The 19,546-nt window shown below is 72.1% G+C and carries 17 protein-coding genes; 10 read left to right on the forward strand and 7 right to left on the reverse strand.

The features are described 5' to 3' along the window. The first annotated feature begins 59 nt into the window (after window positions 1–59). From ABZ721_RS01580 to ABZ721_RS01590, 3 genes are all read left to right on the forward strand, one after another. Window positions 60–1,730 (forward strand): FAD-binding dehydrogenase, encoded by a 1,671-nt coding sequence (locus ABZ721_RS01580; RefSeq protein ID WP_358786503.1) that lies wholly within the window; start codon window positions 60–62, stop codon window positions 1,728–1,730. A 216-nt stretch (window positions 1,731–1,946) separates the two neighbouring features. After that, entirely contained in the window at window positions 1,947–3,737 is a 1,791-nt protein-coding gene (locus ABZ721_RS01585; protein ID WP_358786504.1) for a glycoside hydrolase family 6 protein, read from the forward strand. Window positions 3,738–3,936: 199 nt separating this feature from the next. After that, complete coding sequence (locus ABZ721_RS01590; protein ID WP_358786505.1) at window positions 3,937–5,136, forward strand: serine hydrolase domain-containing protein; 1,200 nt, start codon at window positions 3,937–3,939, stop codon at window positions 5,134–5,136. 61 nt (window positions 5,137–5,197) lie between these two features. Here ABZ721_RS01590 and ABZ721_RS01595 read toward each other — a convergent pair whose 3' ends face one another. Together ABZ721_RS01595 and ABZ721_RS01600 are read right to left on the reverse strand one after the other, a co-directional pair. Further along, on the reverse strand, window positions 5,198–6,814 hold the full coding sequence (locus ABZ721_RS01595) for a penicillin-binding transpeptidase domain-containing protein (RefSeq protein WP_358786506.1): 1,617 nt from the start codon (window positions 6,812–6,814) through the stop codon (window positions 5,198–5,200). Window positions 6,815–6,958: 144 nt separating this feature from the next. Next, window positions 6,959–8,743, reverse strand: coding sequence for a phospholipid carrier-dependent glycosyltransferase (locus tag ABZ721_RS01600; RefSeq protein WP_358786507.1), 1,785 nt, complete (start codon window positions 8,741–8,743; stop codon window positions 6,959–6,961). Between the two features lie 190 nt (window positions 8,744–8,933). Between ABZ721_RS01600 and rsmI the strand changes: the two genes are divergently transcribed. Beyond that, on the forward strand, window positions 8,934–9,818 hold the full coding sequence (gene rsmI, locus ABZ721_RS01605; protein ID WP_358786508.1) for a 16S rRNA (cytidine(1402)-2'-O)-methyltransferase: 885 nt from the start codon (window positions 8,934–8,936) through the stop codon (window positions 9,816–9,818). A 222-nt stretch (window positions 9,819–10,040) separates the two neighbouring features. On the opposite strand, the gene ABZ721_RS01610 is transcribed toward rsmI, so the two are convergent. Further along, window positions 10,041–10,805, reverse strand: coding sequence for a glucose 1-dehydrogenase (locus tag ABZ721_RS01610; protein WP_358786509.1), 765 nt, complete (start codon window positions 10,803–10,805; stop codon window positions 10,041–10,043). Then, window positions 10,802–11,557: a TetR family transcriptional regulator gene (locus ABZ721_RS01615; RefSeq protein ID WP_358786510.1), complete on the reverse strand. Its 756-nt coding sequence runs from the start codon at window positions 11,555–11,557 to the stop codon at window positions 10,802–10,804. The genes ABZ721_RS01610 and ABZ721_RS01615 overlap by 4 nt, the downstream gene beginning before the upstream one ends. A 217-nt stretch (window positions 11,558–11,774) precedes the next feature. On the opposite strand from ABZ721_RS01615, the gene ABZ721_RS01620 reads away from it, so the two are divergent. The 5 genes from ABZ721_RS01620 (at window position 11,775) to ABZ721_RS01640 (ending at window position 16,754) form a co-directional block, all read left to right on the forward strand. Next, window positions 11,775–12,125, forward strand: a complete 351-nt coding sequence (locus tag ABZ721_RS01620) for a hypothetical protein (RefSeq protein ID WP_358786511.1) — start codon at window positions 11,775–11,777, stop codon at window positions 12,123–12,125. 33 nt (window positions 12,126–12,158) lie between these two features. Beyond that, window positions 12,159–13,037 (forward strand): TatD family hydrolase, encoded by an 879-nt coding sequence (locus tag ABZ721_RS01625; RefSeq protein WP_358786512.1) that lies wholly within the window; start codon window positions 12,159–12,161, stop codon window positions 13,035–13,037. A gap of 296 nt (window positions 13,038–13,333) precedes the next feature. Then, window positions 13,334–14,680, forward strand: a complete 1,347-nt coding sequence (locus tag ABZ721_RS01630; protein WP_358786513.1) for a ubiquitin-like domain-containing protein — start codon at window positions 13,334–13,336, stop codon at window positions 14,678–14,680. Between the two features lie 170 nt (window positions 14,681–14,850). Further along, on the forward strand, window positions 14,851–15,810 hold the full coding sequence (rsmA, locus tag ABZ721_RS01635) for a 16S rRNA (adenine(1518)-N(6)/adenine(1519)-N(6))-dimethyltransferase RsmA (RefSeq protein WP_358786514.1): 960 nt from the start codon (window positions 14,851–14,853) through the stop codon (window positions 15,808–15,810). A 2-nt stretch (window positions 15,811–15,812) separates the two neighbouring features. Further along, window positions 15,813–16,754, forward strand: a complete 942-nt coding sequence (locus ABZ721_RS01640; RefSeq protein ID WP_358786641.1) for a 4-(cytidine 5'-diphospho)-2-C-methyl-D-erythritol kinase — start codon at window positions 15,813–15,815, stop codon at window positions 16,752–16,754. 757 nt (window positions 16,755–17,511) lie between these two features. Here the strand turns inward: ABZ721_RS01640 and ABZ721_RS01645 are convergent. Genes ABZ721_RS01645 through ABZ721_RS01655 form a run of 3 tightly spaced genes read right to left on the reverse strand, consistent with a single transcriptional unit; the run spans window position 17,512 to window position 18,571 of the window. Beyond that, window positions 17,512–17,832, reverse strand: coding sequence for a hypothetical protein (locus ABZ721_RS01645; protein WP_358786515.1), 321 nt, complete (start codon window positions 17,830–17,832; stop codon window positions 17,512–17,514). After that, window positions 17,829–18,056: a hypothetical protein gene (locus tag ABZ721_RS01650; protein ID WP_358786516.1), complete on the reverse strand. Its 228-nt coding sequence runs from the start codon at window positions 18,054–18,056 to the stop codon at window positions 17,829–17,831. Before ABZ721_RS01650 ends, ABZ721_RS01645 begins: the two co-directional genes overlap by 4 nt. Next, window positions 18,035–18,571 (reverse strand): ATP-binding protein, encoded by a 537-nt coding sequence (locus ABZ721_RS01655; protein WP_358786517.1) that lies wholly within the window; start codon window positions 18,569–18,571, stop codon window positions 18,035–18,037. Before ABZ721_RS01655 ends, ABZ721_RS01650 begins: the two co-directional genes overlap by 22 nt. 115 nt (window positions 18,572–18,686) lie before the next feature. Between ABZ721_RS01655 and ABZ721_RS01660 the strand changes: the two genes are divergently transcribed. Beyond that, window positions 18,687–19,538, forward strand: coding sequence for a helix-turn-helix transcriptional regulator (locus ABZ721_RS01660; RefSeq protein ID WP_358786642.1), 852 nt, complete (start codon window positions 18,687–18,689; stop codon window positions 19,536–19,538). The last annotated feature ends 8 nt before the right edge of the window (window positions 19,539–19,546 follow it).

Raw genomic sequence — 19,546 nt, forward strand, 5'->3', positions numbered from 1 at the left:
AAACCCGCGCGTACCACGCGGTAACGTGCCCCCCACCGTCGAACCCGGAAGGCACCGCCATGGCAATGGACGCGGACGTCATCGTCGTAGGAGCAGGACTCTCCGGGCTGGTGGCGACAGCCGAACTCGCCGCGGCCGGCCGCAAGGTCATCCTCGTGGACCAGGAGCCGGAGGCGTCCCTCGGCGGGCAGGCGTTCTGGTCGTTCGGCGGGCTGTTCCTGATCGACTCGCCGGAGCAGCGCCGCATGCGCATCAAGGACAGTCCGGAGCTGGCCCTCCAGGACTGGATGGGCACGGCCGGCTTCGACCGTCCCGAGGACCACTGGCCCCGCAAGTGGGCCGAGGCATACGTGGACTTCGCCGCAGGCGAGAAGCGCTCCTGGCTGCACGAGCGCGGCGTCCGGTTCTTCCCCGTGGTCGGCTGGGCCGAACGCGGCGGGTTCCTGGCGACCGGCCCCGGCAACTCCGTGCCGCGCTTCCACATCACCTGGGGCACCGGCCCCGGCATCATCGAGCCCTTCGTCCGCCGGGTGCGCGAGGCCGTCGCCTCCGGCCGCGTCGAGCTGCGGTTCCGGCACCGGGTGACCGGGCTCAGCGTGACCGGCGGCGGCGTGGCCGGCGGCGCCGTGGACGGCGTGACCGGCGAGGTCCTGGTCGCCGACGGGGCCGAGCGCGGCGCCCCCAGCTCGCGCGAGGTGAGCGGGGAGTTCAGCCTGTCGGCGCAGGCCGTGATCGTCACCTCCGGGGGCATCGGCGGCAACCACGACCTCGTGCGCAAGGCCTGGCCCGCACGGCTCGGCATGCCCCCCGAGAAGCTGCTGTCCGGTGTCCCCGCGCACGTGGACGGCCTGATGCTCGGCACGGCCGGCGCCGCGGGCGCGAACCTGATCAACGGCGACCGCATGTGGCACTACACCGAGGGCATCGAGAACTGGAACCCGATCTGGGCGCGGCACGGCATCCGCATCCTGCCCGGCCCGTCCTCGCTGTGGCTGAACGCGCGCGGCGAGCGGCTGCCGGTGCCGCTGTTCCCCGGGTTCGACACCCTGGGGACGCTGGAGCACATCATGACGACGGGGTACGACTACACCTGGTTCGTCCTGACCCAGAAGATCATCGAGAAGGAGTTCGCGCTCTCGGGATCCGAGCAGAACCCGGACCTGACGGGCAGGAGCGTGCGGGACGTGCTCAAGCGCGCGCTGCCGGGCGCGACCGGGCCCGTCGAGGCCTTCAAGAAGTACGGGCCCGACTTCGTGGTCGAGAAGGACCTGTCCGCGCTGGTCCGCGGGATGAACGCGATCACGAAGGACGCGCTGATCGACGAGACCGCGCTGCGCCGCGAGATCGAGGCGCGGGACCGCGAGATCGCGAACACGTTCAGCAAGGACCTTCAGGTCATGGCGATGCGTGGAGCGCGCAACTACCTCGGCGACAAGCTGATCCGCACGGCGTCGCCGCACCGGATCCTGGATCCGAAGGCCGGCCCGCTGATCGCGGTCCGGCTGAACATCCTGACGCGCAAGTCGCTCGGCGGGCTGGAGACCGACCTCGACGGGCAGGTGCTGCGCGCCGGCGGCGAACCGCTCGGCGGGCTGTACGCGGCGGGCGAGGCGGCCGGCTTCGGCGGCGGGGGCATGCACGGCTACCGCTCGCTGGAGGGGACGTTCCTCGGCGGCTGCATCTTCTCCGGCCGCACGGCGGGCCGTTCGGCGGCCGCGGCCACCGCATAGCGGAGGGCGGGTTCCGCACAGCGGGGCGGGCGGCGGCGACCGCGTGGGTCAAGTCGCCGCCGCCCGACGGCGGTTCTGTTTGAAGCGTTGACAGGACTTGGTCAACGCTTAACTATGGGAGCGCTCCCACGTTAAGAGCATGTAACCGAACGGGCTCCATAGCACAACTTCCGTCGACCACTTGAAGGTCAACCCCACTTCGGAGGTAGTCCGCACATGAAAGCTCCAACACAACGGCGCCGCACGGCCCTCATGGCCGCTGGTGTCCTGATCGCCACCGGCAGCGGTACCGCCGCGGCGTTCACCGCCACCAACGCCTCGGCCGCCTCGGACGCGGCGGCCGGCTGTTCGGTCGCGTACACCGTGCAGAACCAGTGGGACACCGGCTTCACCACCCAGGTGACCGTCACCAACACCGGACCCGCGGTCACCTCCTGGTCGTTGGGCTGGTCCTTCGCCGGCAACCAGAAGGTGACGCAGGGCTGGAGTGCGGACTTCGCGCAGAGCGGCGCCGCCGTCACCGCCAAGAGCCTGTCGTACAACGGGACCCTGGCGACCGGCGGTTCCACGGGCTTCGGCTTCAACGGCTCCTACAGCGGCACCAACACGAGCCCGACCGCGTTCACGCTCAACGGTGTCGCCTGCAACGGCGGCACGACCCCCCCGACGACTCCCCCCACGACTCCGCCGACCACACCCCCCACCACGCCCCCGACCACGCCTCCGACGACTCCGCCGACCACCCCGCCGCCCGGCACCCGGGTCGACAACCCGTACGCGGGCGCCAAGGGCTACGTCAACCCGGAGTGGTCCGCGAAGGCCGCGGCCGAGGCCGGCGGCAGCCGCATCGCCAACCAGTCGACGGCCGTCTGGCTCGACCGGATCGCGGCGATCAACGGCGTGAACGGCGGGATGGGCCTGCGCGCCCACCTGAACAAGGCGGTCACCCAGGCCGCCGGACAGCCGCTCACCATCCAGCTGGTCATCTACGACCTGCCGGGCCGTGACTGCGCGGCGCTCGCCTCCAACGGCGAGCTCGGCGCGACCGAGCTGGGCCGCTACAAGACCGAGTACGTCGACCCGATCGCCGCGATCATCGCCGACCCGGCCTACGCCGCGCTGCGGATCGTCACGATCATCGAGCCCGACTCGCTGCCGAACCTGGTCACCAACGCGGGCGGCACCGCCGGCTCGACCGAGGCGTGCGCCACGATGAAGGCGAACGGCAACTACGAGGCCGGCGTCGGGTACGCGCTGCACAAGCTGGGCGCGATCTCGAACGTATACAACTACATCGACGCCGGCCACCACGGCTGGCTGGGCTGGGACACCAACATGGGCCCGGCCGCCCAGGGGTTCCTGAAGGCCGCGACGACGGGCGGCGCGACCGTCAACGACGTGACCGGCTTCATCGTCAACACCGCCAACTACGGTGCGACCACCGAGCCGTTCTTCAAGATCACCGACAATGTGAACGGCACGTCGGTCCGCCAGTCCAAGTGGGTGGACTGGAACTACTACGTCGATGAGCAGTCCTTCGCCCAGGCGCTGCGCACCCTCCTGGTGACGACCGGCTTCAACTCCAACATCGGCATGCTGATCGACACCTCCCGCAACGGCTGGGGCGGCACCGCCCGGCCCACCGGACCGGGCGCGACGACCAGCGTGGACACGTACGTCAACGGTGGCCGCACCGACCGCCGCATCCACCTCGGCAACTGGTGCAACCAGTCCGGCGCGGGTATCGGCCAGCGGCCCACCGCGGCTCCGGCCGCCGGTATCGACGCCTACGTCTGGGTGAAGCCGCCGGGTGAGTCCGACGGCGCCAGCTCGCTCATCCCGAACGACGAGGGCAAGGGCTTCGACCGGATGTGCGACCCGACCTACACCGGCAACGGCCGCAACGGCAACAGCATGTCGGGAGCGCTCCCGAACTCGCCGCTGGCGGGCCAGTGGTTCTCCGCCCAGTTCCAGGAGCTCCTGAAGAACGCCTACCCGGCGCTCTGACCGTCCCCTGAACGGCGTGCCCGTCCGTCGGGCCCGCCGGCCGCGCCCCGCTCATGCCTCACGAGCGGGGCGCGGTCCTGTTCCCGCCCGGGAGGGGATGGAGGGAAGGGAACGGGGAAGACCGGGGTTGGGATGTGCGTGCGCGCCGTGCACCATGGGGGTGCGGATTCATGTCGGGCGCGGAGCGGGAGCGACAACGGTGGTGGACGTCCACGGGACGGTGACGGACGGCTTCGAGCCGGTCCGCGAGGCGTTCGCACGCAACTTCGAGCAGCGCGGTGACCGCGGCGCGGCCTTCGCCCTCTACCGCGACGGCCGCAAGGTCGTCGACCTGTGGGCGGGCACGGCCGCCGCCGACGGCGACGAGCCCTGGCAGGAGGACACCGCGCAGATCGTCCGGTCGGCCACCAAGGGCCCGGCGGCGGCCTGCCTGCTCCTGCTGCACCAGCGCGGCCAGCTCGACCTGGACGCCCCCGTCGGTACGTACTGGCCCGCCTTCAAGGCCGCGGGCAAGGACCGCGTCACCGTACGGGACGTCCTCGCCCACCGGGCCGGCGTCCCCGCGCTCGACGTGCCCCTCACGCCCGAGCAGGCCGTCGACGGGGTGTCGGGCCCCCGGGCCGTCGCCGCGCAGACCCCGCTCTTCGCGCCGGGCACCACCCACGGCTACCACGCCCAGACCTACAGCTGGCTGCTCGGCGAGCTCGTCCAGCGCGCCTCGGGGCGCAGCCTCGGCCGGTACATCGCCGAGGAGATCACCCGGCCGCTCGGCCTGGACCTGTGGGTCGGCCTGCCGGCCGACCAGGCGCACCGCGTCGGCCGGATCGCCGACGTCGCGCCGCCGCCCCCGGCCGCCGCGACCGGGCTGCGGGCCCGCCCCAAGCAGTCCGTCCACGACGCCTACGCGGACCCGGACTCCCTCACCCGCCGGGCCTTCGCCGCGATCACCCCGCTGCCGGACGAGAACGACCCGGCCTACCGGGCCGGCGAGCTGGCGGCCTCCAACGGCATCGCCACCGCCCGCTCACTGGCCCGCTTCTACGCGGCCCTGATAGGCGACGTGGACGGGTACCGGGAGAGCGACGCGGACAGCCGGATGCTCTTCGCCCCGGCGACCGTCACCAGCGCCCGCACCGTCGAGTCCGAGGGACCGGACCGGGTGCTGGTCGTCAACACCCGCTTCGGCCTCGGCTACATGCTGCACGGCCCGTCGTCCCCGTTCCTCGGCCCCACCTCGTTCGGCCACCCCGGCCGCGGCGGCCCGCTGGCCTTCGCGGACCCGGACGCGGGCATCGGCTTCGGCTACATCACCAACGGCATGCAGAAGAACGTCACCTCCGACCCCCGCGCCCAGGCCCTCGTCCGGGCGGTACGGGAGTGCGTGGCCGCGCTGGGGTAGGGCCCCGGAGGGTGGGTGGTGCGGGCCCGGGGCGGGTCCGGGTGGTCCGGGGGTCCGGTGGTCAGGAGGCCTTGAGGACGGCCGCGACGATGGGGCCGGCGGAGTCGCCGCCGTGGCCGCCGTTCTGCACGATGGCACTGGCCGCGACGTCGTCGCGGTAGGCGAGGAACCAGCCGTTCGGCTGCCCCTCGCCGTCCTCGGCGGAGCCGGTCTTCGCGCCCACCGTGCCCTGCACGCCGCTCATCGCGGTGGCGGCGGTGCCGCTCTGCGCGGTCTGCCGCATCATCTGCTGCAGCGAGCTCTTGACGCCGGAGGAGAGCGGCGTCGTACTGATCGACGGCCGGTTCGGGATGAGGTCGGCGGCCACGATCCGCGGCTGGTGGAAGCGCCCGCTCCTGGCGGTGGCCGCGACGGACGCCATGTCCAGCGGGCTCGCGGTGATCCGGCCCTGGCCGATCATCTCCGACGTCAGCTCGTCACCCGAGCCGCCCGGGACACTGCTGTCCAGGGACTTGACGCCGATCTGCCATTCCTGGCCGAGACCGTAGACGTTGCGCGCGGTGCTCGCCAGCGTGTCCCCGGGGACCTTGTCGGCCTGCGTGATGAAGGCGGTGTTGCAGGAGTTGGCGAAGTCCCAGGCGAAGGTGGCCTGGAGGTTCCCCTCCTTCTCCACGTTCTTGTACATCTTGCCCTGGTGGATGTTGTCGTGCGCCTTGCACGGCACCTTGGTGCCCGGCGTGATGCCCGCCTTGAGCAGCGCCGTCGCCGTGACGACCTTGAAGGTCGAGCCGGGCGCGGCGCTCGCGCCGAAGGCCAGGTTGGTGCCGGTCGCCGGGTTGTTGGCGACGGCCAGGATCCCGCCGGTGTTCACGTCCAGCGCGGTGACGGCGGAGCCGGACCGCTTGAGGACGGCCGCCTCGGCCGCCGCCTGGATGCCCGCGTCCAGCGTGGTCGGGAACTTGCTGCCAGTGCCCTTGACGAGGACCTGCAGCGTCTCGGTCACGGTGCCGTCGGCGCCGTCGATCCAGGTCTCGACGCCGGGGGTGCCGCCGGAGGCCTTGGACGCGTAGCTGGTGCGCAGCTGGGTGAAGAACCGCCCCAGCGACGGGTACTTGGCCGGGTCGAGGACCTTGCCGTTCCGGTCGGTGAAGTCGAGCGTGGGCTGCTTGGCGGTGCCCGTCTCCAGGCTCGCGCCCTCCGCGAGCTTCGGGTGCACGACGGCGGCCTTCCACTGCACGACGGGCTTGCCGCCCGAGCCGCGGACGACGGTGAGGGCGGAGTCGTACGTCCACGGCGAGGTCTTGCCCTGGAACGAGAGCGTGGCGGCGACACCGAACGGCACCTTGGCCCCGATGGGGGCGCCCGGGGTGAGCTTGACGGCCGTGACGTGCGCCTTGTCCTTGTACCCGGTCAGGGCGGCGGCGGCGGTCTGCGGGGAGTCCGTGAGCTTCCCGGCCTTCTCGGCGTCGCCCGAGGACCAGGCGGCGAGGAAGTCGGCCGCGGTCTCCGACACGTCCTTCGGGTCCAGCGGCCCGATGGTCTTCGTCGACGAGGCGGACTTCGACGACGAGCTGTCGCTGTTGAGAGCGTCGAGCACGTTGTACACCCCGTACCCCGCGACCCCGAGCATCCCCGCGACGACCCCGCTGACTATGCCGACCTTGGCACCCCGCTGCATTTCCCGACCCCCATCGTGAGTTGAACGCGTTCAAAGAAAGCGCTCGTCACCGCACTTTACGTGACGGCAGTGACGCAGGGGGTCTCATTACGGGCACGCGTCAGCATCAGGTTCGGACCAGGAGGCCCATTCCGGCCACTCCCGTCAGATCCAGGAGTCGAACCACATGCGGGCACGCCAGGCGTCCATGGAGATCGGCATCCCCGTGTAGATCGGGAAGAAGTAGATGAAGTTCCAGACGATCAGCAGGACGAGCGTGCCCGCGCCGACCGCGCCCCACATGCGGCGGCGTTCGTCGGAGCCCGGGGGGCCGAGGATCGCGCCGACCATCATGGCGACGGCCAGGCAGAGGTAGGGGACGAAGGCGACCGCGTAGAAGAGGAAGATCGTGCGGTCCTGGTACATCATCCAGGGCAGCCAGCCGGCGAAGGCGGCGCAGAGGATCGCGCCCGCCCGCCAGTCGCGGCGGAAGCCCCAGCGGTACAGCAGGTACAGCAGGGCGAAGCACGCCGACCACCACAGCAGCGGGGTGCCGATGGCGAGGATCTCGCGGGCGCAGCCGCCCGCCGCGGTGCAGCCGTCGGCGCCGTTCTTCGGCGACTCGTAGAAGTACGAGACGGGCCGGCCCAGGACCATCCAGCTCCACGGGTTCGACTGGTACATGTGCGGCGTGGAGAGGCCGATGTTGAACTGGTAGACCTGGAACTCGTAGTGCCACAGGCTGCGCAGCGCGTCCGGCATCCACGTCATGTCGAACTGCGGCAGGTCGATCCGGCCGATCGCCGGCAGCTTGATGTGGTCCGGCGACAGGCCCTTGCGGTGGGCCGCCCAGTCGCGGCCGTAGCCGCCCTTCGTCGCGAACCAGCCGCTCCAGGAGACCAGGTACGTGCCGATGGCGACGACCACGACCGACAGGAACGCCCAGCCGGTGTCCTTGCGCAGCACCGCCAGGTACGGGCGCCGGGCGCCCGCGACCCGGCGCGAGCCCGCGTCCCACAGGATCGTCATCAGCCCGAACGCCGCCAGGAAGTACAGCCCGTTCCACTTGCTCGCGCACGCCAGCCCCAGGAAGAGCCCGGCCGCCAGCCGCCACGGCCGCCAGCCCATGCCGCCGCGGTCCCCGACCCGGCGGTCCGGGCCCGCCAGGCCGTCCTCGCCGACCGGCAGCGCCGCCGCCAGCCGGGCCCGCGACCAGTCGCGGTCCACGACGAGGCAGCCGAACGCGGCCAGCGCGAAGAACATGATGACGAGGTCGAGCAGTGCCGTACGGCTCATCACGTAGTGCAGGCCGTCCACCGACAGCAGCAGGCCGGCCAGGCAGCCGAGCGCGGTGGAGCGGAACAGCCGGCGCCCGATCCGGCACACCATCAGCACCGACAGCGTGCCGAGCAGCGCGACCATGAACCGCCAGCCGAACGGGTTCAGCCCGAAGAGCTGCTCGCCGATGGCGATGACCCACTTGCCGACCGGCGGGTGCACGACGTAGCCCGGGTCGGGCGAGAGCGGGATGACCTGCGGATCGGCCAGGATCTGGGGGTTGGAGACCTTGCCGTCGGTCCAGGTGCCCTCGTAGCCGTACTGGAGCAGCGACCACGCGTCCTTCGCGTAGTACGTCTCGTCGAATATCACGGCGTGCGGCTTGCCCAGGTGCCAGAAGCGGATGAGGCCCGCCAGCAGCGCCACGAGCAGCGGACCGCCCCATCCGGTCAGCCGCGCCACCTTCGCGGCGGCCGCCGGGCCCAGGCCCAGCGAGCCCCACATCCGGGTCCCCGGCTCGGGGAACGGCACCACGAGCCGGTCGCGGACGTCCACGTGCGGCCGCTCCGCATAGCCGAAGCGGCGCAGCCGTCGCTGCCATGCGCTGGGCTGCGGCTCCGGGAGGAGAAGGCCCTCGTCCCGCTCGGCCTGGGTCGCGGTGTCACTGGTCACCGGGCCATCGTAGGGATGTCCCACCGGGATCCGGGCCCCGGGCAGCGGGATTCGTTCACCCGAGCGGTCATTTCCCGTCCTTTCACCCCGCCCGGATCCGGTAGGGCGGGGGCTCGGGGCCACCGCCGGCCCCGCTGTCGGCCCGCCCGGCGATTGAGGGCAAAGGGCGGGCGGGTGGGATGCTGGGCCCGTGACTAGCTCAGCAGCAGGTGTCCTGGTTCTGGCGGGGACCCCCATCGGCGACATCCAGGACGCGCCCCCGCGCCTCGCCGCCGAACTCACCGCGGCGGAGGTGATCGCCGCCGAGGACACCCGGCGGCTGCGCCGCCTGACGCAGGGCCTCGGCGTGCACACGACCGGCAGGGTCGTCTCCTACTTCGAGGGCAACGAGAGCGCTCGCACCCCCGAGCTGGTCGAGGCGCTGGAGAACGGCGCCCGCGTGCTGCTCGTCACCGACGCGGGCATGCCGTCCGTCTCCGACCCCGGCTACCGGCTGGTGGCGGCGGCCGTGGAGAAGGGCATCCGGGTCACGGCCGTGCCCGGCCCGTCGGCCGTCCTGACGGCGCTCGCGCTCTCCGGGCTGCCGGTCGACCGGTTCTGCTTCGAGGGCTTCCTGCCGCGCAAGGCGGGCGAGCGGTTGGCGCGGCTGCGCGAGGTGGCCGACGACCGCCGCACGCTCGTGTATTTCGAGGCACCGCACCGCATCGACGACACGCTGGCGGCGATGGCGGAGGCGTTCGGCGCCGACCGCAGGGCGGCCGTCTGCCGCGAGCTGACGAAGACGTACGAGGAGATCAAGCGCGGCCCGCTGAAGGAGCTGGCCGCCTGGGCGGCCGAGGGCGTGCGCGGCGAGATCACCGTCGTCGTGGAGGGCGCCCCGGAGCGGGGGCCGTCCGATCTGGGCCCGGCCGAGCTGGTCCGGCGCGTGCAGGTGCGCGAGGAGGCGGGGGAGCGCCGCAAGGAGGCGATCGTCGCCGTGGCGGCCGAACTCGGCCTGCCGAAGCGCGACGTCTTCGACGCGGTGGTGGCGGCGAAGAACGCCGCCAAGGCCGCGGGAGGCCCCGGGTCCGCGTGACCGGAGGCCCCCCACCCGCGTGGCCGAAGGCCCCCTGCCCGTCGGACGGGCGGGTGCCTGACGTCAACCGCCCGTCCGACGCCCGCCCGTCTGACGTCAATCGCCCGCCCGCCTGACGCCGACCGCCCGTCTGACGTCAACCGCCCGTCCGACGCCCGCCCGTCTGACGTCAATCGCCCGCCCGCCTGACGTCGACCGCCCGCCCGGCGGCTACCGGCGTCCCTACTGGCCCATGACGTACTTGACCGTCGGCCCGGCCGTCCAGCCGCCGTCCACCGCGAGCTCGGAGCCCGTCACGTACGAGGCGGAGTCCGAGAGCAGGAACATGACGGCGCCCGCGATCTCGTCGGCCTCGCCCACCCGGCCCATCGGCGTGTTCGGGAAGTTGCCCTCACCGCGCTGGATGCCGACGGACGCCGTCATGTCCGTGTACGTCATGCCGGGGTGGACCGAGTTCACGCGGATGCGGGCGGTGCCCAGCTCCACCGCGGCGATCTTGGTGAGGCCGCGCACGCCCCACTTGGAGGCGCCGTAGCCCGCGGTGAGGGCGAGGCCGATCAGGCCGGCGGCGGAGGAGATGTTGACGATCGAGCCCGCGCCGCGCTCCTTCATGGCGGGGATGACGGTCTTCATGCCGATGAAGACGCCGGTGAGGTTGGTGTCGAGGACCTTGCGGAAGTAGTCGACGGAGGCGTCCTCGATGAACTTCCCCTCGGCTATCCCGGCGTTGTTGACCAGGCCGTCGATGCCGCCGAACTCCGCGACCGCGAATTCCGCGACCGACGCCCAGCCCTCCTCGGACGTGACGTCGTGGCGCAGGAAGCGGGCCCGGTCGCCGAGCGCGGCGGCCGTGGCCTTCCCCTCCTCCTCCAGCAGGTCGGTCAGCACGACCCGGGCACCTGCCGCGACCGCCTGCCGGGCGGCCTCGGCCCCCAGGCCGCGGGCCGCGCCGGTGATGATGACGGTCTTGTCGGTCAGGTCGTTCATTGCGGTCTCCCTGGTGGGTGCGGGTCGGTGGAACGGGTGTCGGTGGAAGGCATGGCGGTGGAAGGAACGTCGGGGGGCGTGGGCGTGGGCGCGGTCGTGGGCGTCGTCGCCGTCGTGGTGGGGGCCGGGGCGCGCAGCAGCGCCGTCGTCATGCCGACGAGGTCGGCCAGGAACAGCGGCTCGTCGGTGAGCGGCCGGGTGCCGTCGAGGTACTGGCGGGCCCGGTCGCCCAGGGCCGCGCCGATCAGGGTGAGCGCGAGGTCGAGGCGTTCCAGGCGCACGGGCTCCGGCAGAGCGCCGAGGCAGTCCTCGACGCGGCAGATGAGCCGCCAGTAGCCGGTGCCGTCCAGCGTCGGGTGCGGCGTCCGGGTGCGCACGCCGCTCTCATGGCTCAGCTGCGCGGAGATCAGCAGGCAGTGCCGTCCGCCCACGGTGGCCAGTTCCGTCGCCTCGGCCGCGACGAGGGCGGCCAGCAGCTCCCGCAGATCCGGAGGATCTGCTTCCGGGCGCGCCAGCAGCTCGGCCAGGCGCGGCGCGAGCGCTGCCTCCGTCCGGACCTGGCGGTCGGCCATGACGGCTTCGAGCAGGCCCTGCCGCGACCCGAAGTGGTACTGCACGGCTGAGGGGTTGGACTGCCCCGCGAGGCGGGTGATGTCGCGGGTCAGGGCGCCGTCGACGCCCTTGACGGCGAAGAGTTCCGCGGCGGCGCGGAGCAGCTTGCGCCGGGTCTCGGGACCCGAGGTTCTCGCCATGCGCCGCATCCTAATGCAGGGCATTAATAAGTGTCGTGACGTGTGTCACGCGCCTAAACTCGGACGAGGGCAAAGCAATGTCGCGCACTACCCACATACAGCCCAAAAGTGCCCCAAGAGTCGGATACCCCTGCTGCGGTATCCGCCGGAAAGGCGTTCGCTGATTAATGGGAAGACCCGCTCCGGACGCCTCGTCCGGAGGGCAACAGGAGCTGCCATGAGCGAGATCGTCGGATCCGACACCACCGTCTCCGAGGCCTACGCGTTCGCCTGCCTCAGCTGCGGCCACGGCTGGGAGCAGTCGTACGACATCGAGCACCATGTCGACGCGAAGGGCCAGTCCTTCGTCACGTACGTCACCGCCGGTGAGAAGGTGCCGTCCCCGCTCACCCGCCCGACCTGCCTGAACTGCGGGGGGCACAAGGTGCGGATCATGCGATCGGGCCAGGTCTCCGACGCGATGTCGCTGTGGACCACCCCGGCGGGCGAACGGGCCGTGCACCGCAGCCACCACTGGTCCCTGCTGCACCGGCTGCACCGCAAGCAGTCGGACGTCGACACCGCCTGACCTCCTCGACCTGCCCTCCTTAAGATCGGGGGCATGTCCCCGAAGAACGAGAAGTCCGCGGCCCCGCCGGTGCCCGAGCCGCTGCGGGTCCCGGTCGCCGACTCGCACACCCACCTCGACATGCAGGAAGGGACGGTCGAGGAAGCTCTGGCCAAGGCCGCCTCCGTCGGGGTCACCACCCTCATCCAGGTCGGCTGCGACCTCAAGGGCTCCCAATGGGCGGCCGACACCGCCGCCCAGCACCCGAACGTGTGGGCCACCGTCGCCCTGCACCCGAACGAAGCCCCCCGGATCGTCCACGGCGATCCGGACGGCTGGTCCCGCCAGGGCGCCCGCACCCCCGGCGGCGACAAGGCACTGCAGGACGCCCTCGACCGGATCGCCGCGCTCGCCGCCCTTCCCCAGGTGCGCGGGGTCGGCGAGACCGGCCTCGACTACTTCCGCACCGGCCCCGAGGGCGTCGAGGCGCAGCAGTTCTCCTTCCGCCGCCACATCGACATCGCCAAGGGCGTCGGCAAGGCACTCGTCATCCACGACCGCGAGGCGCACGAGGACGTGCTGCGCATCCTCGACGAGGAGGGCGCGCCCGACACCGTCGTCTTCCACTGCTACTCCGGCGACGCCGCCATGGCCCGGATCTGCGCCGACAAGGGCTACTACCTCTCCTTCGCCGGCAACGTCACCTACAAGTCCGCCCAGGACCTGCGGGACGCGGTCGCCGTGGCGCCGCTCGACCGGCTGCTGGTCGAGACCGACGCGCCCTTCCTCACCCCGGTGCCGTACCGCGGTCGGCCCAACGCGCCGTACCTCATTCCGGTCACCCTGCGGGCGATGGCGGCGGCGAGGCAACTGCCCGAGGACGAGCTGGCGTCCGCCATCGGGGCGAACACGGCGCGCGCCTTCGGGTACTGACGCCCGTACGGCCGCACGTACTGACGCCCGGACGGCCGCCCGGACGGCCTCGTGCACTGACGCCCGTACGCCCGTATGCCCGTACGGCCGCACGGACGGACGCCCGTACGGCCTCGCGTGTGCTCGAACGTGGTGCCGCACGGGTCCCTGCGCGTGCCCCCGCGCGCGTCCCCGCACGTCCATGGCCGTCGCAGAACATCCGTTCGTCACTCAACGTGCCCGGATGGTTTTGGATAGTCACCGATAGTCGGTTAGGGTCCCGGTCCTGAGCGGTGGCCGTCGGACCTGGAGTCGTCGTGAGCAATGCGCAGGGCACCCATCGAGCGGCACGCGGTGCGGCCGGCGCCGGCGCTCGACTGCCGCAGCAGTCCGACTGGGACGCCGTACCGAACTCCTCGTGGTCCGACGAGGCGGCCGCGACCGGCTGCCTCCCGCTGATCCCCGAGCAGGAGCAGGCGCCCGCCCCGGCCCCTGCTCCCGCCCCGGCTCCGGCTCCGGTCGGGGCGAGAACGGCGGCCCGCCGGGCCGACCGGGCCGACCGGTCCAACCGCCCGGACGTCCTGCGCAAGCTGCTGCCCCAGGCGCTCGTCGTCGCGTTCCTGGCGGGCGGGACCGTCGCGTTCCTCGCCGGGCAGAAGGACGTGCAGCTCACCGTCGACGGCGAACCGCGCACCCTCCACACCTTCGCCGACGACGTGGAGGAGGTGCTCGCGCAGCAGGGCGTCACCGTCGGCGAGCACGACCTCGTCGCGCCGGACCCGCACGCGCAACTGCACGACGGCGACGAGGTCGAGGTCCGCTACGGCCGTCCCGTCACCCTCACCCTCGACGGCCACCAGCGCCGGGTGTGGACGACGGCCGGGACGGTCGAGGAGGCCCTGCGCGAACTCGGCGTCCGAGCCGAGGGCGCGCACCTGTCCACCTCGCGCGGCTCGACCATCGGACGGCACGGGCTCGACCTCGTCGTGCGCACCGAGCGGACCGTCACGCTGCTCGTCGACGGCCGGGAGCAGACCGTACGCACGAACGCCGCCACCGTCCGCGAGGTCATCGCCCGCTCCGGCATCGTCCTGCGGAACCAGGACACGACGTCCGTGGACCCCGAGAGCTTCCCCCGCGAGGGCCAGACCATCTCGGTGCTGCGCATCTCCGGCACCGAGGAGGTGCGCGAGGAGCCGGTGGGATTCCGTACCGAGAAGCACAAGGACGCCAAGCTCTTCCAGGGCACGGAGGCCGTCGACACCACGGGCAGGCCGGGCGTCCGCCGGGTCACGTACGCGTTCCGGACGGTCAACGGCGTGAAGCAGAAGGCGAAGGTCGTCCGCTCGGAGATCGTCAGGGAGCCCGTCACCCAGGTCGTCCGCGTCGGCACCAAGCCGCTGCCGACCTCGGTCGCCGGAGCCGACGGGCTCAATTGGAGCGGGCTCGCGCACTGCGAGGCCGGCGGGCGCCCCCACGCGGTCGACCCGTCCGGCACCTACGGCGGCCTCTACCAGTTCGACCGGCAGACCTGGCACAGCCTCGGCGGCACCGGCAGCCCCCAGGACGCCCCCGCCGGCGAGCAGACCTTCCGCGCCAAACGGCTCTACATCCAGCGCGGCGCCAGCCCGTGGCCGGTCTGCGGCCGCAAGCTCGGCGGCTGAGGCGGCAGAGCTGCCGCCGGGCGGCCGGGCGGCTGAGGAGGCTGAGCGGCGGCCGAGCCACGACGGAGCCACGACGGAGCTGTGGCTGGGCGCCTGCGCGCCTGGGCGTCTGAGCGCATGAGCGGCGGGGACATGCGGGGCGGCGGCCCCGGGGCCCGTACGCTGAGTACGTGAGCACCACTGAGCCCGACGCCCTCCTCGGTCCCGCCGACATCCGCGAACTGGCCGCCGCGCTGGGCGTACGCCCCACCAAGCAGCGGGGCCAGAACTTCGTCATCGACGCGAACACGGTGCGGCGCATCGTGCGGACGGCCGGAGTCCTGCCCGGCGACACCGTCGTGGAGGTCGGTCCCGGCCTCGGCTCGCTGACGCTGGCGCTGCTGGAAGCGGCGGACCGCGTCACGGCCATCGAGATCGACGACGTGCTCGCCGGCGCGCTCACCCCCACCATCCAGGCCCGGATGCCCGCCCGCGCCGACCGCTTCGCGCTCGTGCACAACGACGCGATGCAGGTCAAGGAGTTGCCGGGACCGCCGCCGACCGCGCTCGTGGCGAACCTGCCGTACAACGTGGCCGTGCCGGTGCTGCTGCACATGCTGGCGACGTTCCCGACGATCGAACGCACCCTCGTCATGGTCCAGGCCGAGGTCGCGGACCGGCTGGCCGCCAAGCCCGGCAACAAGGTCTACGGCGTCCCCTCGGTGAAGGCGAACTGGTACGCGGACGTCAAGCGCGCCGGCTCCATCGGCCGCAACGTCTTCTGGCCCGCCCCCAACGTCGACTCCGGCCTGGTCGCGCTGGTCCGCCACGAGCCGCCGAAGACCACGGCCACCCGCCGCGAGGTCTTCGCCGTCGTGGACGCGGCCTTCGCCCAGCGCCGCAAGACCCTGCGGGCCGCGCTCGCCGGCTGGGCCGGCTCAGCACCGGCCGCCGAGGCCGCGCTCGTCGCGGCCGGCATCTCGCCGCAGGCACGCGGCGAGGCGCTGACGGTCGAGGAGTTCGCGGCCATCGCCGAGCACAAGCCGGTCGTGGCGGAGGCGGCGAAGGCTGAGGGGACGGCGGAGAGTGCGGGGTCCGCGAAGGGTGCACAGACGGCGAACGCTGCGGAGTCCGTGGAGGGGGCGGAGTGAGCCTGCCCGCTGCGACGGCCGCCTCCGTGACCGTTCGGATCCCCGCCAAGGTCAACGCGCAGCTCGCCGTCGGCGGCCTGCGGCCCGACGGCTTCCACGACCTCGCCAACGTCTTCCTCGCCGTCGGCCTGTACGACGAGGTCACCGTCACCCCCGCCGACGGCCTGCGGATCACCGCGTCCGGCCCGGACGCCGCCCAGATCCCGCTGGACGGCACGAACCTCGCCGCCCGCGCGGCCGTCGAGCTCGCCGCACGGCACGGCATCGAGCCGAACGTCCACATCCACATCGCCAAGGACATCCCCGTCGCGGGCGGCATGGCGGGCGGCAGCGCCGACGGCGCGGGCGCGCTGCTCGCCTGCGACGCGCTCTGGGGGCTGAACAGCCGGCAGGACGAACTCCTCTCGATCTGCTCCGAGCTGGGCAGCGACGTGCCGTTCAACCTGATCGGCGGCGCCGCGCTCGGACGCGGCCGGGGCGAGATCCTCACCCCGCTCGACGTGCGCGGACCGTTCCACTGGGTCTTCGCCGTCGCGGACGGCGGCCTGTCGACCCCGGCCGTCTACCACGAGTGCGACCGGCTGCGCGAAGCGTCCGGCACGGGCTCCACCACGGCCGACATCCCTGACCCGAACCCTGCCCCGGCCCTGCTCGACGCCCTCGCCTCGGGCGACCCCGAAGCGCTGGCCGCCGCCCTGAGCAACGACCTTCAGCCGGCCGCTCTGTCGCTGCGCCCGTCGCTCGCCGACACCCTGCGGGCGGGCACCGAAGCCGGCGCCCTGGCCGCCCTGGTCTCCGGCTCGGGCCCGACGTGCGCCTTCCTCGCGGGCACGGCGGCAGAAGCCGAGAAGATCGCCGAAGCGGTGCTGGCCTCCGGCACCTGCCGCACGACCCGCGTCACGACGTCCCCGGCGCCGGGAGCGACGATCCTCCCGGTGGTGTGACGGGTCCGGCGGGTCTGAGGAGTCCGACGGGCTTCAAGGGCTTTTAACGGCTTTACGTTTTCGGTCGGTGGGGACGGCCGGCGTGGTGTGGTGGTTGCGGTTCGGGCGGTGCGGAGTGGTTCTTCTGCGGCGCTGCGCACCTTGACCGGGCGGAGGGGGAGGGCCCCGGCGCTGCGCGCCTGGCAGCGAGACGGTCCGCTGCGCTCCCCTCGGCGAGGTCGCGGTGGGCCGGATCCGGTGGTGCGCTGCGGCCCGTGCGTGTGTGTACGGAGTGAGGGCGGTCCGCTGCGCGGCCCCCTGCCAGATGGGGGCTCGTGGCGTGGGCAGCGCCGTGCGGGTGGGTGCGCTCGGGCGGAGCGACCTTCCGGCCTTCCTTGCTTGCCGAGATGTGGGGCGGATGTGACGAGGAAGTTCTGTCGGGTCTTGTGGGGCGTTGTTCCGGACGATGTGGATCACTTAGGACGCACGGAGCTTCGTATAGCGAGCGTCCGGCCGCACGAGGTGATCGTCCGCGCCGCCCCACCGGCCGGGGCCGACCGCCGCCCTGCCTGGGGAGCGCAGCGAGCCGTGCCGCTACGCATCGAGCCGCGCCGCCCCACCGGCCGGGGTCGCCCCCGTCCGCGCCCGGGGAGCGCAGCGAGCCGCTTCCCTGCCAGGCGCGCAGCGCCAGGGCCCTCCCCTCCGCCCGGTCAAGGTGCGCAGCGCCGCAGACGCACCACTGCGCACTGCTCGCACGCCGGCCCCCACCGGCGGAGCCTCAGCCGTACAGGTTCGCCACGTACGCGTACACGCTGAGCTGCGCCCCCATCGCGATCACCCAGAGCGCCGGGCGCCACGGGCGGCGCGACATCGCGCCGTAGCTGCCGACGGCAGCCGCCGCGAGAGCGACGGCCATCGGCCCTACGGACAGCAGGATTCTGCCGTTGTCGTTGCAGAAGGGGTGGGCGCCCGGCTCGCACTCGTTCGCGGCGGACAGACCCATCAGCGACACGGCGGTCAGCCCGACGAGGGCGCAGAGGCAGACGACCGCCACCCCCGCCACACGCACGCCCCGCACGGCGATCTCTCTGGCAGTCACGAGCGGCAGGGTAGTCCGTGCGCGGCGATGTACGTGCGCCAGCGGTGCACGAAGAGCGGCAACGGCGCGGAACTGCCCGTGCGTTCGGCCTCCCACCGGGCGGCACGCAGCTCCCGGTCGAAGCGGTCGGCCGCCGCCAGGTCCACGGCGCTGACGGCCACCCGCAGAGCCGCCTCGACCAGGGGGTCGCCGGGCGGCCCCATCAGGCGGCCAGCTCGAACCACAGCAACTTCCCGCACATCCCGAACACTTCCTCGCCGAGTGCGTACCCGCCCCACCGGTCCGCACATTCGCGCACGAGCAGCAACCCGCGCCCCCGCTCGGCACACTCGGGCGGACCGGGCGGGCTCGCCCCGCGAAACGGCGGGGGGATCGTGGGATTGGAGTCCCACACCCCCACCCGTACGTGCGTTGTGCGCGGATTGCTCAGCCGGATCCAGGACGGCCCGTCGGAGTGCAGCAGCGAGTTGGTCACCAACTCGCTCGCCAATAGCTCCGCCACGTCGCTGACCTGCGCCAGGCCGTACGTGTGCAGCACGGTTCGGGTCACCGCCCGCGCGATGCGGACGGCTCTGCGGTCGCGCGGGAGCGCGAGGGTGTACGTCCAGAAGTCGTCTGAACACGAAGTGTTCGCAGATACGTTGTTGTCGTTACGCATGGGGGATCGCCTCCGGTCAGGTGGCCCGGTGGCGGTGTCGCCCTTGGCGGGCGGTGCTCTTCCGGCGCCATCGAGTGGCATGCGTCACACTGTAGGACGTCGACTGTGAAGTATTCGGGGATTCACTTGAATACATTCAGGATGCGCTCGTGTGGGTGACCCGCCGCACTGTGCACGGATCGAGAAGGGCGCAGCCATGCCACAGAGCAGTACCCCGACCCTGCGGCAGCAGCGCCTTGGCGCTGAGCTGCGCAAACTGCGTGAGCGGGCGGGCCTGTCCGCGACAGCGGCGGCGGCCCTTTTCGGTGTCAACCAGTCGCGCATCAGCAACATCGAGTCGGGACGGCACCCCGTGAGCGCCGACCGGGTCCGCGCGATGGCATCCGGCTACGACTGCGTCGGCGAGGATCTGATCGAGGCGCTCGTCGCGATGACGGGGAAGCGTGCCCGGGGCTGGTGGGAGGAGTACCGCGACATCCTGCCGACCGGGCTCCTCGACCTTGCGGAGATGGAGCACTACGCGACGGCGATGCGGGTGGCCGTCGTCATTCACATGCCCGGCCTGCTTCAGACGCTGGACCATGTCCGCGCGGGGCTTCAAGATGTCGTTCCACCGCTTCGCCCGCATGACGTCGAACATCGCGTCTCGTACCGAATGAAGCGGCAGGCGATCCTGTACGGCGATCGGCCGACACCCTACGGCGTGATCATGCATGAGGCCGCACTGCGGATGGGGGTTGGCGGCCGGGACGTTGCGAGGGGACAGTTGGATCACCTCATCGAGATGAGCGAGCACGAGAACGTTGACGTGCGGGTGATCCCCTTCGGGACTGGTGCCTTTGTCTCCACAGGCCAGTCGATCATCCTTGCAGCGGGACCCGTTCCGCTCTTGGACACCGTTGAGCTGGACAGTGAGCACGGCTGCGAGTTCCTGGACGCCGAGGCGCAACTCGTGAAGTACCGACTCGTGCTGGACCGGATGAGTAGTGGGGCTCTGACCCCGGAGAAATCGCGGGATCTGATCCACAGCATCGCCCAGAGCCTCTGAAAGGCGGC

The sequence above is a fragment of the Streptomyces sp. NPDC006733 genome (genome assembly GCF_040636125.1).
Lineage (GTDB): Bacteria > Actinomycetota > Actinomycetes > Streptomycetales > Streptomycetaceae > Actinacidiphila.